General features: G+C 69.6%; 16 protein-coding genes. 8 read left to right on the forward strand and 8 right to left on the reverse strand.

The window, feature by feature from the left end; translation table 11 throughout:
- Nucleotides 1-116: 116 nt before the first annotated feature.
- Nucleotides 117-1,106: a LacI family DNA-binding transcriptional regulator gene (locus ACFWN2_RS21715; RefSeq protein WP_382430579.1), complete on the forward strand. Its 990-nt coding sequence runs from the start codon at nt 117-119 to the stop codon at nt 1,104-1,106.
- Complete coding sequence (locus ACFWN2_RS21720) at nt 1,103-1,657, forward strand: hypothetical protein (protein ID WP_382429897.1); 555 nt, start codon at nt 1,103-1,105, stop codon at nt 1,655-1,657. The genes ACFWN2_RS21715 and ACFWN2_RS21720 overlap by 4 nt, the downstream gene beginning before the upstream one ends.
- Here the strand turns inward: ACFWN2_RS21720 and ACFWN2_RS21725 are convergent.
- The 5 genes from ACFWN2_RS21725 to ACFWN2_RS21745 form a co-directional block, all read right to left on the reverse strand.
- Nucleotides 1,633-2,139 carry an O-acetyl-ADP-ribose deacetylase gene (locus ACFWN2_RS21725; protein ID WP_382430581.1) on the reverse strand — a complete coding sequence of 169 codons (507 nt, stop codon included), beginning with the start codon at nt 2,137-2,139 and terminating at the stop codon, nt 1,633-1,635. The two genes, ACFWN2_RS21720 and ACFWN2_RS21725, sit on opposite strands and share 25 nt — an antisense overlap.
- A gap of 4 nt (nt 2,140-2,143) precedes the next feature.
- A complete protein-coding gene (locus tag ACFWN2_RS21730) occupies nt 2,144-3,409 on the reverse strand; it encodes a prolyl oligopeptidase family serine peptidase (protein ID WP_382429899.1) in 1,266 nt (421 codons plus the stop codon).
- An 11-nt stretch (nt 3,410-3,420) separates the two neighbouring features.
- Nucleotides 3,421-3,789: an STAS domain-containing protein gene (locus ACFWN2_RS21735; RefSeq protein WP_382429901.1), complete on the reverse strand. Its 369-nt coding sequence runs from the start codon at nt 3,787-3,789 to the stop codon at nt 3,421-3,423.
- A gap of 69 nt (nt 3,790-3,858) precedes the next feature.
- Nucleotides 3,859-4,665, reverse strand: a complete 807-nt coding sequence (locus tag ACFWN2_RS21740; RefSeq protein ID WP_382429903.1) for a helix-turn-helix transcriptional regulator — start codon at nt 4,663-4,665, stop codon at nt 3,859-3,861.
- A 295-nt stretch (nt 4,666-4,960) separates the two neighbouring features.
- Nucleotides 4,961-5,083, reverse strand: coding sequence for a hypothetical protein (locus ACFWN2_RS21745; RefSeq protein ID WP_382429905.1), 123 nt, complete (start codon nt 5,081-5,083; stop codon nt 4,961-4,963).
- 72 nt (nt 5,084-5,155) lie between these two features.
- Between ACFWN2_RS21745 and ACFWN2_RS21750 the strand changes: the two genes are divergently transcribed.
- Together ACFWN2_RS21750 and ACFWN2_RS21755 are read left to right on the forward strand one after the other, a co-directional pair.
- Nucleotides 5,156-5,638 carry a nucleotidyltransferase domain-containing protein gene (locus ACFWN2_RS21750; protein ID WP_382429907.1) on the forward strand — a complete coding sequence of 161 codons (483 nt, stop codon included), beginning with the start codon at nt 5,156-5,158 and terminating at the stop codon, nt 5,636-5,638.
- Nucleotides 5,639-5,648: 10 nt separating this feature from the next.
- Nucleotides 5,649-6,371: a class I SAM-dependent DNA methyltransferase gene (locus tag ACFWN2_RS21755; RefSeq protein WP_382429909.1), complete on the forward strand. Its 723-nt coding sequence runs from the start codon at nt 5,649-5,651 to the stop codon at nt 6,369-6,371.
- On the opposite strand, the gene ACFWN2_RS21760 is transcribed toward ACFWN2_RS21755, so the two are convergent.
- Nucleotides 6,361-6,756 carry a nuclear transport factor 2 family protein gene (locus ACFWN2_RS21760; protein ID WP_382429911.1) on the reverse strand — a complete coding sequence of 132 codons (396 nt, stop codon included), beginning with the start codon at nt 6,754-6,756 and terminating at the stop codon, nt 6,361-6,363. The two genes, ACFWN2_RS21755 and ACFWN2_RS21760, sit on opposite strands and share 11 nt — an antisense overlap.
- 57 nt (nt 6,757-6,813) lie before the next feature.
- Here ACFWN2_RS21760 and ACFWN2_RS21765 point away from each other — a divergent pair, with 57 nt between their 5' ends.
- Nucleotides 6,814-7,386 (forward strand): PadR family transcriptional regulator, encoded by a 573-nt coding sequence (locus tag ACFWN2_RS21765; protein ID WP_382429913.1) that lies wholly within the window; start codon nt 6,814-6,816, stop codon nt 7,384-7,386.
- Between the two features lie 15 nt (nt 7,387-7,401).
- Complete coding sequence (locus ACFWN2_RS21770) at nt 7,402-7,710, forward strand: hypothetical protein (RefSeq protein ID WP_382429915.1); 309 nt, start codon at nt 7,402-7,404, stop codon at nt 7,708-7,710.
- Here ACFWN2_RS21770 and ACFWN2_RS21775 read toward each other — a convergent pair.
- Complete coding sequence (locus tag ACFWN2_RS21775) at nt 7,707-8,099, reverse strand: GNAT family N-acetyltransferase (RefSeq protein WP_382429917.1); 393 nt, start codon at nt 8,097-8,099, stop codon at nt 7,707-7,709. The genes ACFWN2_RS21770 and ACFWN2_RS21775 overlap by 4 nt on opposite strands.
- Nucleotides 8,100-8,314: 215 nt before the next feature.
- Here ACFWN2_RS21775 and ACFWN2_RS21780 point away from each other — a divergent pair, with 215 nt between their 5' ends.
- Complete coding sequence (locus ACFWN2_RS21780) at nt 8,315-9,334, forward strand: YbaB/EbfC family nucleoid-associated protein (protein WP_382429919.1); 1,020 nt, start codon at nt 8,315-8,317, stop codon at nt 9,332-9,334.
- 53 nt (nt 9,335-9,387) lie between these two features.
- A complete protein-coding gene (locus tag ACFWN2_RS21785) occupies nt 9,388-10,719 on the forward strand; it encodes a M28 family peptidase (RefSeq protein WP_382429921.1) in 1,332 nt (443 codons plus the stop codon).
- A gap of 31 nt (nt 10,720-10,750) precedes the next feature.
- On the opposite strand, the gene ACFWN2_RS21790 is transcribed toward ACFWN2_RS21785, so the two are convergent.
- Nucleotides 10,751-12,715, reverse strand: a complete 1,965-nt coding sequence (locus ACFWN2_RS21790; RefSeq protein ID WP_382429923.1) for a putative bifunctional diguanylate cyclase/phosphodiesterase — start codon at nt 12,713-12,715, stop codon at nt 10,751-10,753.
- Between the last annotated feature and the right edge of the window lie 107 nt (nt 12,716-12,822).

Consider the following 12,822-nt stretch of genomic DNA (forward strand, 5'->3'; position numbering starts at 1 on the left):
CTACACACGGGGCTGTACGTGGACGCGCTCTCTGGCGTTAGATTTGCATCGTTGTTCCAACGATGTAAAGACCCGAGACCGTCCCGGTATGTTTCCCGGTACTTTTTCTGGAGGCTCTGTTGGCCACGCTCAAGGACGTCGCCCGGCTCGCGGGCGTGTCGGTCAAGACCGTGTCGAACGTGGTCAACGGCTACTCGTTCGTGAAACCGGACAACCGCCGCCGCGTCGAGGAGGCCCTCGAAGCGACCGGTTACCGGCCGAACCTGGGAGCCCGAAACCTGCGGCGCGGGCGGACCGGCTTCATCGCCCTGGTCCTGCCCGAGCTGTCCATCCCCTACTTCGCGGAGCTCGCGAGCCTCGTCATCGCCGCCGCCCAGGAGCACGAGTGGAACGTGCTCATCGAGCAGACGTTCGGCACCCTGGCCGGCGAGCGTTCGGCGCTGGCCTCACTGGGCCCGCACTTGGTCGACGCGGCGATCCTCAGCCCTGAAGCGCTCCAGGTGGACGACTTCCAGCTGTCCGTCCCCTCCGTCCTGCTCGGCGAGCACGCCGTCGACGTCCCGATCTCCCGAGTCGGCATCGACAACGTGGCCGCCGCCCAGGCCGCCGTCCGGCACCTGATCTCGTTGGGCCACAAACGCATCGCCGCCATCGGCGCCCACCCCCACCGAGGCACGGCCGCGCTCCGCCTGGAGGGCTACCGCCGCGCGCTGACCGAGGCCTCACTCCCGTTCGTGGACGACCTCGTCGTGCCGGCCCTGAACTACCACCGCGCGGACGGCGCCGCCGCCATGAGGTCGCTGCTCGACCTGCCCACCCCACCGGACGCCGTGTTCTGCTTCAACGACCTCCTCGCCATCGGCGCCATGCGAGCCGCGGCCGAACGCCTCGTGCGCGTGCCGGCCGACCTCGCCGTCGTGGGCTTCGACAACAACGAGGAAAGCGTTTACAGCTCACCGTCCCTGACCTCCATCGCCCCCGACAAGGCCGCCATCGCCCACGCCGCCGTCGACCTGCTGCACCACCGCGTCGAGTCCGGCGACCTCCTCGACGACGTCGAGACCCCCTTCTCCTTGCAGGTCAGGGAAAGCACCGTGGCTCGGTGACGGTGACGTTCGGCCCCGACCACATCGTCTTCACGACCTACGAGTTCCCGTGGGCCGGCGTGCACCCGCACGGCCTGCTGCCCGCGTCCGCCGTGCGCGACGTTTCCGTCTCCGGTCAGCCTGAGATCCGCACCTTGTCCGGCGAGACTTTGTTCCTGTCGCGGGACGATGCTGTTGGCCTCACTTCGTTCTGTTCGCGGCACCGGATCGCCGACGTCGTTCGGTTCGACGTGTGGGGCAACCTGTTGGAACCGTTCCTGGACACGTCTTTCAGCGTTGAGGCGGCTGCCGCCACTTGTGCTCGCCTGCACTCCGTTGGGCTGTCGCAGGATTCGATCGACTCGATCCGTGCGCGGGTGGCGCCGTTGATGCGTGCCTACAACTTCGACAGCATGTTGTGGGAGTGGGCCGATCTCGGGTTGTACGACCTGTTGAACGCTTTGAACGGCAGGCTGGTGCCGGCCTCGTTGCCCGCTTCTCTCGGGGATCTTGGTGAGGTGTACCAGTGGGCGATGGAGATCGCTGACTACGGGCGGGCGAAGGCCTCGTAGGTCCGCTGGTCGAACAGGACGAACCTGACCAGGTCGACCGGGGCGTTCTTCGTTGCCTCGCGGGCGATCCTGGCGGCGTCCTCCACCGGCCAGCGGTAGATGCCGGTGGAGATCGCGGGGAACGCGATGGAGCCGGCGCCCAGTTCGGCCGCCAGTCGCAGCGCGTTGTGGTGGCAGTCGGCCAGGAGGGCGGAGCGGTCCTCGGTGGCCGACCAGACGGGGCCGACCGTGTGCACCACCCAACGCGCACGGAGCCTGCCCGCTGTCGTCGCCACGGCCTGGCCGGTCTTGAGGCCGCCGCCGTAGTGGCCCGCCCGCAGTGCGCGGCATTCGGCCAGGATGTCGGGCCCGCCCTTGCGGTGGATCGCACCGTCCACCCCTCCCCCGCCCAGGAGGGAGGAGTTGGCGGCGTTCACGATCACGTCGACTTCCTGCTCGGTGATGTCGCCGACGACGTACTCGATGGTTGCCACACCCTCGATTGGATCACGCCAGCGGGCAGGTCGACACGTCGGCAGGCCGTCCCAAAGTGGCCGACCGGGGCGGCTCGACCCCGTCCAACCACCGCTCCAAAGCCACGAACGCCGCCCGGTGGCAGGGCGCGAGGGGCCGCAACCGATCCGGATGCGCGTCCACCAGCCCGTCCACGTGCGTCCCCTGCTCCACCCGGTAGTACCGGTGCAACCGATCGGGCGTCATCGCCGCGTACACGTCCGAGTCCTGGCTGATCGGCAGCAACACGTCGTACGTCCCGTGCACGGTCAGCAGCGGCCGCTTCACCTTGCCGGTCAACGAAACCCGCGACACCGCAGGTCCGGCGACGCGGCGGCGGGCGGCGTAGGAGTAGTCCGCATCGCACGAGGGTGTGCCGGAGGCGCAGAACGGGATGCCGGCGTCGAGCGGGCCGTCGAACGACGGGTCGAACTCCTCGCGGTAGATGCGCTGGGTGAGGTCCCAGTAGTAGCGGTAGTGGTAGTCCCACAGGAACTCCGTGCCGGCCGGGAAGCCCGCCGCGACCATCTCCTCGTGCGCGCCCGGCTCGCCCGCCAGGTACCGCGGGTAGGCGCGGAGGACCGGCGGGAGGAACGTCAGCGGGTTCGGGCCCGCCACGGTCCAGAGGGTGCCTTCCCAGTCGACGCCGCCGTCGTAGAGGTGCGGGCGGTTCTCCAGCTGCCAGCGGACGAGGTAGCCGCCGTTGGAGATGCCGGTGGCGATGGTGCGGCGTGGAGCGCGGCCGTAGCGTTGGGAGACAACGGACTTCGCCGCGAAGGTCAGTTGTGTGAAGCGGCGGTTCCACTCCTCCATCGCGCGGCCGTCGCGGTAGAACTGCGCTCCGGTGTTGCCCTTGTCGGTCGCGGCGAAGGCGTAGCCGCGGGACAGGACCCAGTCGGAGATGGCTCTGTCGTTGGCGTACTGCTCGCGCACTCCTGGGGAGCCGGTGACGACGAGGCCGCCGTTCCAGCGGTCAGGAAGTCTGACGACGAACTGGGAGTCGTGCCAGCCGTGGTTGGTGTTGGTGCGCGAGGTGTCCGGGAAGTAGCCGTCGATCTGGATTCCCGGGACGGCGGCGGGGACGGGCAGCGCGGCGCTCGTGAGGCCCGCCCAGTCGGCCGGGTCGGTGTGACCGGTGGCGACGAGGCCTGTCGTGGTGAGGTCGGCCAATCGGGCGACCTCGTGGTGTTCCGCGCCGGGGACCGTCGTGGCGGACGTCGGCGGGGTCAGCGCGAGCACCAGCACCAGCGGTAGCAACATAGCTGGTCAAGCTAGTTGCGGTGGCCCTCCGGCGACATGGTTGCCTCCCACACAAGGCTCGCCTTGAACGTGGTGAAGCCGAACAGGTCGAGCACCCTGCGGACCTGCGGCTGGGTGTCGTGCACGGAGAACGACTTCCCGTTGTGGTGGGCGGCGCAGAGCAGGACCAGCAGGCTGCGCAGGCCGCCCGCGGACAGGAAGCTCACCTCGGCCATGTCGATCGAGACGCGGTCGGTGCCGGTGTCGGTGATGCCGGACAGCGCGGCCGCGAAGAACTGGTCGCAGGTCGTCATGTCCATCTCGCCGCTGCACACGACGACGAAGCGGGTGCCGTGGCGTTGCGTCCGCACGGCGAACGGGCTGGTCTCACAGGCGGTCATGAACCACCTCACCGCACGCCGGACACGACCGATAGCAGCGGAAGCGAAGGGGCGACCGGGAAAACGAAGTCAGCGCGACCGCAGGGTCCTGGACGGGGTGACGCCGTAGGCGGCGCGGTACTGGGCGGCGAAGACGCTCGGGCGAGCATAACCCCATCGGGCCGCGATCGAGGTGACGGAACCCTTGCCCGCCTTCAGGTCTTCGTGGGCGCACGAGAGCCGCTCGGCCCGCAGGTGGGCCATGGGTGTCGTGCCGAGGTGGCGGCGGAAGGCGAGTTGCAACGCGCGGATGGACACGCGGGCCGCGCGGGCGATGTCTGCGGCGGAGACGTCCGTCGCGGCGTTGGCCTCGATGAACGCGATCGCGCGGCGCAGGCTTCCCGGATGCGCGTCACGCCGGTCGGCCGACGACGGCGGGGCGAGCGTGGTGTTGGGGAAGGTGGCGAGCGTGGTGGACACCAGCAGGTGGGTCGCGTTCGCCACCACCAGCGGGTTGTCGCCGAACTGGGGCAGCACCTCGTCGCGCAGGTGCACGCACGTCGACCACCACACCGCCCCCGCTTCCGGTGACACGGGCCGGAAACCGGCGAAACCCGCGTCGCCGGCCACCTCCTCGATCACCGACCGGGTCAGCGTGACCGTCGACAGTCTCGGGTCGCGGATAGCGCCGACGAAGGGACTGTCGGGAGGAGCGCTCAGGAAAGCCTCACCGGGCAACCAGAAGCGGTCCTCCCCGCCGGAGCCGTAGTAGACCATTCCGGCGCCCGCGTGGCCGAACACGTAGTTGCGCATGGGATCGACGGCGACCTCCAGGCCGATGCGCCCGCTCAGCTCGTCGAACCGGACCTGGCCGTGGACCTGTGACGACATCCTCATGCATGGGTGTTTTATGCCTCCGTTGAGGCGCATCGGGCCATAAGCCGCGTTCAACACCTCGCTGGCGGCGTCCAAGTCCTTCACCTCGACGACCTGCTCCACGTGCTGCACGATCCACGCCCGTCCGGCCGATGTCCACCACCCAAACGACTGGTTCCGCCGGTCAGACGACTCGCTGGATCTCCTCCGGCAACGACGGCGCCACCGCCAGGTACTCGCCTTCGAGCGTGGTGCCGAAGAACGACGTTCGACGTGGGACACACCTCCAGTGGAATCCCCTTCAGCGCCAGATGTTTCACCAGTGCGGGACGCTGTACAGGCCCGCTTCCCTTGCGGCGTCGAAGAAAGGCGCGAGCTGGGCGAGGCCGACGCCTGCCTCGGTGTCGAGGCCGGCCGAGCCGACGACGTGGACGTGCAACTCGACCTTGGGCAGCTAGCAGCGCGCGAAACGCGGTGGCGGCTTTTCCGGTTCCCCTGCAGGCTGTGCGGTGTGACCGGTGAGGACGTGCTGGAGATCTTGGCTGCACTTGAACGCTTCGACGTCTGCATCGGCGGCGGCTGGGGTGTGGACGCCTTGGTGGGCACGCAGACCCGTCCGCACGGCGATCTCGACCTCATGCACCGCGAGGAGCAGGAAACGCAGGTCCTCGCGGCGCTCGCCGCGCTCGGGTTCGCCGAGACGCTCTCGTGGCGCCCGGTCCGGTTCGTGGTCACCGATCCCGGCGGACGCGAGATCGACCTGCACCCGTTGCGCCACAACGAGGACGGCAGCGCCGAGCAGGCCTCGCTGACGCCCGGCGAGCCGTTCCGCTACCCCGCCTCGTGCTTCGTCACCGGCACGATCCTGGGCACGGAGGTGCGGTGCCTGTCGGTCGAGCAGCAGCTCTACTTCCACCAGGGCTACGAGCCTCGTGAGCAGGATCTTCACGACCTGGCGCTGCTGCGCGAAAAACTCGCTGGCCACGAGGTCTAGCGTCGGAGTCGTGAAGGGATTCAACCCGAGTTTCAGTCCCGAAACGGCCAAGACCTACGACAACCACCCCCGCGGCGACGAGGACGAGACAGTCCGCTTCCTCGCGTCGTTCGGCGACAAGGCACTGGAGTTCGCGATCGGCACGGGCCGGATCGCGTTGCCACTGCGGGAAAGCGGCGTCGCGGTCGACGGCATCGAGCTGTCACCGCACATGGTCGCCCGCCTGCGCGAGAAACCCGGTGGCGCGGACGTCGACGTGACCATCGGCGACATGTCGCAGACCGGCACCGGCCGCACGTACGACCTCGTGTACCTGGTCTACAACACGATCTCGAACCTGCTCACCCAGGACGACCAGGTCCGCTGCTTCGAGAACGCGGCACGCCACCTCACCCCGGACGGCGCGTTCGTGGTCGAGTGCGGCCTGCCGAGCTGGGCGGCCCGGCAGCGGTACGACTTCGTCGACGTGGAGGCCGTCGAGGTCGACCACGTCCGGCTCGACGTCAACCGCTACGACCCGGTGACGCAGATGCTCGACGAGAACCACGTCTACATCGGCGCGGACGGCATCCGGTTCGGCCCGATCCGGCAGCGGCTGAGCTACCCGTCCGAGTTCGACCTGATGGCGCGGATCGCGGGGCTGCGGCTGCGCGCCCGGTACGGCGGGTGGGAGGGCGAGCCGTTCACTGCGGACAGCAGACGGCACGTGAGCGTGTACGAGCTCAGGAGCTGAGCTCCTCCAGCGCCTCGGCCTTGATCTGCTCGAACTGGGCGGCCATCGCCTCGGACAGGGCCTGGGCGCCGGACAGCGGCCGCACCATGACCGTGAACTCGTCGATCAGCCCGTTCTCGTCGAGGTGCAGGAAGTCGCAGCCCTGGATCTCCTTGCCGTTGACCTCGGTGCGGAACACCAGCGCGTGGTTCGGGCCGTCGATGATCTCGCGCTCGTAGCGGAAGTTCTCGAACACCCGCATGACGCCGCGCAGGATCGCCGCGGTGAGCGGCTTGCCGGGGTACGGGGCGAAGGCGACGGGGCTGGTGAACACGACGTCGTCAGCCAGGCACGCCGCCATCGCCTCGGTGTCCCGCGCCTCGACTGCCTTGCGGAATGCGTTCACGGCACGCCCTCACATACTCAACTTGTTGACTAGGTGATGGCACCGTAACCTGCTGCTATGTCGCTGCGCAACGCCGTGATGGCCGCTCTGCTCGACGGGGAGTCCTCCGGCTACGACCTGACCAAGGTGTTCGACGCGTCCGTGGCGAACTTCTGGATCTGCACGCCGCAGCAGCTCTACCGGGAGCTCGACCGCATGGAGTCGGACGGCCTGATCACCGCGCGGACGGTCGAGCAGGAGCGCCGGCCGACCAAGCGGCTGTTCTCCCTGACCGAGGAAGGCCTGGAGGAGCTGACGAGGTTCACGGCCGCGCAGCACAAGCCCACCGCGATCCGGGACGAGCTGCTGGTCGCGGTGCTGGCGGTGGACTCCGGCGACGCCGAGGCGGTGAAGGCGTCGATCCGGGAGCGCAAGCGGTGGGCGGAGGCGAAGGTCGAGCGCTACGAACGCCTGCGGGCCAGGTTCCTCGACGGCAGGACGGAAGAGGAGTTCCTCGCCACCGCCGAACGGGTCGGGCCGTACCTGACGTTGTTGCGCGGCCTGTCGTTCGAGCGGGACAACGTCCGGTGGTGTGCGCGGAGCCTCACCGTGCTGGAGCGGCGTGGTGCGCGACTCGACGCGGCCGAGTGAGGTTGAATCGGGTCCATGAACGGCATCTCGGTCTTGCAGGAGGCACTGAGCGCGCCCGCGGCGGAAGCGCGCAACCGGTTCGCCGGGCGGCTCAACGGGTACATCGACGGGTCCGACGTCGTGCACGCCGTGCGGATGCAGGGCTGGCTCGGGCTGGAGGTGCCCGGCCCCGGCTGCCACGTCGGCACGGGCAGCTGGGACTTCACCCGGTTCAAGGCGACGACCTCACCGGTGACGTGCGGGCGGTGCCGTTCCGCCGGGCTGCTCACGAGCTCGTTCACGGGCGGCCCGCACCAGCAGACGCTGGACCTCGAAGGGATCTAGATCGCGTCGCGGTTGCGCAGTCCCATCCCGGTCAGCGCGGACATGCCGAGACGTTCGTAGTACGGCCGCAGCGCGTCGTCACACGTGAGGTCGACCGAGTACAGATGCGCCGCCTCGGCCACGATCCGGCGCATCAGCTCGGTGCCGATGCCCTGCCCCTGGAACGACGGCCGCACCTCCAGCCACGGGACGAACGCCGTCAGCACGCCGTCGCTGATCATGTTCACGAAGCCCGCGACCTCGTCCCGCGAGCGCGCGATCACCACGCGGTAGCTCCCGCGCAGCACGGCGAGGTGCTGGGCGGGTGACGGCGGCCTGGGCCAGTCCACGAAGAACCCGGCGAGATCGGCCTCGGTCAGGCCGCTGAGATCGGTGCTGTACGAGATCACCCGCGCATTGAACCAATTTTCCGGAACGCGCGCGAAAGCATTTCGGCACAACGGATCGGCGTTCCCCCGAGACTCGCACCAGCACCGTCCACAGTGGACAAGGCTTGCTTGATCTGGACATTTACGGCATATTTACGGGCAGGTGAGCCGGGAAGTCTGGTCGGCCCGTCGTCACAACCAGGTGATGGCGGAGAGCTGACGAGGGGTGCCCGAAAATGACGCTCATCCCCCACGCCGTCCCCCTGACCAACGACCCCCAGGTCGTGCTGGCACTCGCCGCCCGTTGGCGCCGCACGAGGACGTTGCTGTTGCTCTCCGCCGGCGTGCTGCCCGTCGCGATCGGCATCGTCTGCGTCGTGCTCGCCGGGATGACCTCGGCAGGGCAGGCCGTCATGCCGTGGTGGTCGGCGATTCCGGCCGTCGCCGCGGCCGCGTGCGCGTGGGCGTTGCTGACCTGGTTGCGCCGCAACGGGTTGAGCGACCCGCACTCGTGGTTGCCCGCCACCACCCTGATGACCGGCGCCCAGCTCGTGCTCGGCGTGCTGCCGGGTTCGGGCATCGCGTTGCGGCTCAGTCCCGGCGCGGCGATCGCGGTGAAGGCGTTGTGCGCGGCCGGAGTGCTGGGCGCGGGGTCCGCGAGCGCGCTCGCCCGGCTGGCCCACCGCTCGCTGCTCTCCTCGCCCGTCCTCGAACTCGGCTCGACGGCGTTCCCGCTGGTGCTGGCGGACAACGGCACACGTCTGGTGATCGGCACCGACCGCGTCGACTGGACCACGCGGCAGGGATCCCGGGTCGACGCCGGGGTCTCGTTCGCGCGCATCCTTCGGGTCACGGCCCACGCGCACGCGATAGCGCTGCACACGGCGTCCGGTTCGTGGACGGTTCCCGTGTCCGACCCCGCGGCCACGCAGGCGTTGCTGCGCCGCCGGATCGCGTGGTGGGAGGAGCGCAGGGACGCGGCCGCCGAACGCGAGCAGCGCCGTTACCTCGACCTGGTCTCGCTCCTCGCGGCGGTCAGCGGTGAGGCCACGCGCGGCGGCATCAGCGTCACGGTCGACTCGAACGGCCTCACGACCGGCATCACCCTGAGCCCCGAGGTCCGCGAGCTCGAACCGGAAGTGCTCGCGGCCCAACTGATGGCGTGCGTGCAGAAGGCGCGGTCGCACGCGCGCAAACAGGTGCAGGACCTCGTCATCGAGCACTCCGACGACCACATGGTGAAAGCCAGCCACTAGTCGGTTGTCGCGCGCCCGCCGCCCTGCCTACGTTCGCCTCAGGACTTCGGGAGATGGGGGACGACTTGCGCAGACGTGACTTCTTCGCGGCGGCGGCCGGAGTGGCCGCCGTGGTGGCCAACCCGGCGAGCGCGCTCGCGGCCGGCGAGCAACGGCCAGGCGCCTCGCACCTGCCGGACCTCGACCTCGGCGACTTCCCCGTCGTGGCAAGGGTTCGGGCCCGCAAGGCGCTCGAACACCTCAGGGTTCTGAGCGACCAGATCGGGCCGCGCATCGGCGGCACCGCGTCCGAGCACCGGGCGCGCGACTTCCTCGTCCGCGAGCTCAGGGCGCTGCGGTACCAGGTGACGACGCAGCCGTTCACCGTGCCGGACAAGTACCTCGCCGACGTCAACGGGAAGTGGCAGGCCGGCGCGTCCCGGTTCGGCAAGCTCGGCATCACCGTCAAGGCCCCGTTCGTCGAGGTCGTCGACGGCCAGCTGCCGGACCTGACCGGCAAGATCGCGTTCTACGTCAACGCCCCTGCCGGTTCCGCGCCCACCCACGCGGCGATCGAACGCGGTGCGGTGGCCGTCGTCCTGGGCCGGATCTCCGCCACCGCGAGCAAGTCGAGCGCGTTCTCCCCCACGCTCGACCGCGACGTCGCCGTGCCGGTGATCGGCCTGGCCCAGGTGCACACCGAGAAGCTGCGCACCCAGGGCACGGGCGAGCTGACGATCAGCACCGTCCACCACCCGAACCTGACGTCCTACAACGTGATCGCGGACCGGCCGGCGACGTTCCCGTGGCGGGACAACGGGGTCGTGATGGTCACCGCGCACTACGACACCGTGCCGGGCTCGCCGGGCGCCAACGACGACGGCAGCGGCACGGTGCTGGCGCTGGAACTGGCCCGCGTCCTGCGGTACCTGCCCACCCACAAGGCGTTGCGGTTCGCGCTGTGGGGTTCCGAGGAGCAGGGCTTGCTCGGGTCGCGGCACTACGTCTCGCAGCTCCCGCCGGAGGAGATCGCGCGGATCAAGGGCGTGTTCCAGAACGACATGGTCGCCACCAGCCACGACCCGGCGACGGCCTACTGGCTGCTGTCCGTGGACGGCGCCGACAACGCGACGACGGCCGGCGTCCGTGCCGCCGCGCAACGGCTCGGCTACGACCCGAGGGTGCACGGCCCGGTGGCGCGCGGGTCGAGCGACCACGTGCCGTTCCACGAGAAGGGCATGGCGTCGGCGAACTTCAGCTGGCGCGGTGAGGGCGGCCCTGCCCAGTTGGAGCCGATCTACCACACGCCGGAGGACACGATCCGCGACAACATCAGCCTGGAGCGCTTGCAGGTGTCGCTGGAGCTGATCGGAGCGGCGGCGTACCGGCTCGCCAGTCAGCGGTAGACGACGGCGGGGGCCCTTCCCGAGCCGCCGCTCAGGGAGCCGCCGCCCCCAGCTCGTTCAGCATGCGGTCCCGCAGCCACGTGGCGAACTCGTCCGCCGGCAACGGCCTGCTCAGGCAGTACCCCTGCACGATGTCGCAGCCCAGGGCGGCGAGGACGCCCCACGTCTCCTCGTCCTCGACGCCCTCGGCCACGACCTCCAGCTCCAGGTTGTGCGCGAGCCCCAGCAACGAGCGGGTGATCGCGCCGCTGGACGAGTCCGTCCGCATGTTCGTGGTGAAAGAACGGTCGATCTTCATCTCGTGCACCGGCATCGAGCGCAGGTAGGCGATGGACGAGTAGCCGGTGCCGAAGTCGTCGATCGACAGCCGCACGCCCAGGTCCCGCAGCCGCGTCAGGACGTCGCACGCGCGGTGCGGGTCGGCGATGATGGCGCTCTCGGTGATCTCCAGCGTCAGCACGTCCGGCGGGCGCCCGTGGTGCTTCAGCAGCGCGGCGACCTGGTCGGGGAACGACCTGTCGTGCAGGCACTGGGCGCCGACGTTGACCGAGACCGGCACGTCCCAGCCGGTGAGGTGCCAGGCGTGGCACTGGGCGAGCGCGCGGTCGAGCACGTACTGCGTGAGCGGCTCGATCAGGCCGGTCTCCTCCGCGGCCGGGATGAACCGGTCGGGTCCCAGCAGGCCGTGGCGCGGGTGCTGCCAGCGGCACAGGACCTCGGCGCCGCAGACCGAGCCGGTGCGCAGGTCGGCTTTCGGCTGGTAGTGCAGGACGAGCTCGGACTGGTCGAGGGCGCGGCGCAGGTCGCTGATCACGGTGAGCTGGGCGGCGCTGTGCTGGTCGAGGACCGCCTCGTAGACGGACGTGCCCAGGCGTGCGCGCTTGGCCGCGTACATGGCGAGGTCGGCGTGTTTGAGCAGTTCGTGCGCGTCGGCCGAGTCGGTCGGGTACAGCGCGACGCCGATGCTGCAGCCGACGTCGACCGAGAGCCCGTCCAGGTCGACGGCTTCGGCCAGCGCGTGGTGCACTCGTTCGGCGACGACCAGGGCGTTCGCGGACGTGCTCACCGAGGGCAGCAGGACCGCGAACTCGTCGCCGCCGAGCCGCGCCACCGTGTCGATCTCGCGGACGGCGCCCGTCAGGCGGTTGGCGACGAGTTGCAGCAGCCTGTCGCCGAACGCGTGGCCGAGGGTGTCGTTGATCGGCTTGAAGCGGTTGAGGTCGATCAGGAACAGGCCGAGCGGGTCGCCCGTCTGGTTGCTGCGGCGGATGGCCTGCTCGGTGTGCTGGGTGAGCAGCGTGCGGTTGGCGAGGCCGGTCAGCGCGTCGTGCATCGCCTCGTGCTCGCTCTTGGCGGCCTGGCGGAGGATCTTGCGGCGGTGGCCGAGCAGGACGACGCCGCACACCCCGACCAGTCCCAGGTCGACGGCGAACGCGACGAGGGCGGCGAGGCGGAGGTTGCCGTTGCGCACCTCCGCGGCACGCAGGTAGTCGGTCGTCTCCAGGCGTTTGAGCTGCACGACCATCGACAGCTGTTTGCGCAACGACACCAGCGTGAGCTCGGCCTGGTACGCCTTCTGCAACGCCGCCGCGGGGTCGGCCCGCTCGTCGGCCGCGACCGTCTCGCGCAGCAGACCGCTGTAGTCGCGGTAGAGGTCGCTCACGATGGTGGCGGCGCGGACGTCGGCGGGACCTCCGTTGTCGCGCAACCAGCGCAGGCTCTCGTCGGCGGCACCGGTGGCGTTCGCGACGGGCTCGCGCATCACCTTCGTCCCGGACCTGACGTAGTCGGTGAGGGCGTGGTCGGCCACGTCGACGTTCTGAACGACGAGACCCCAGCGGTCGCTCATCTCGTTGAGCTCGTGCAGGTGCGTCGCGGCTTGCTGCATGCTGAGGCTCGTCCACAGCGCGAGGCCGGCCAGCGCGGCGAGGCCGACCGTCAGGCTGATGACGGTCGTCTGCACGGTGGTCCGAGCTTCGACCCAGTTGGACAGCATCTATCGGCGCCTCACGTGGACATCGCTTTCCGACGAAGGTGCTATTGGTACGCAGCCAAAGGATTTCGCGCAAGCCGACACCACGGTCCGATGTGCACTAGCCTTGG

This window comes from Lentzea sp. NPDC058436 (assembly GCF_042721515.1).
Classification (GTDB): domain Bacteria; phylum Actinomycetota; class Actinomycetes; order Mycobacteriales; family Pseudonocardiaceae; genus Lentzea.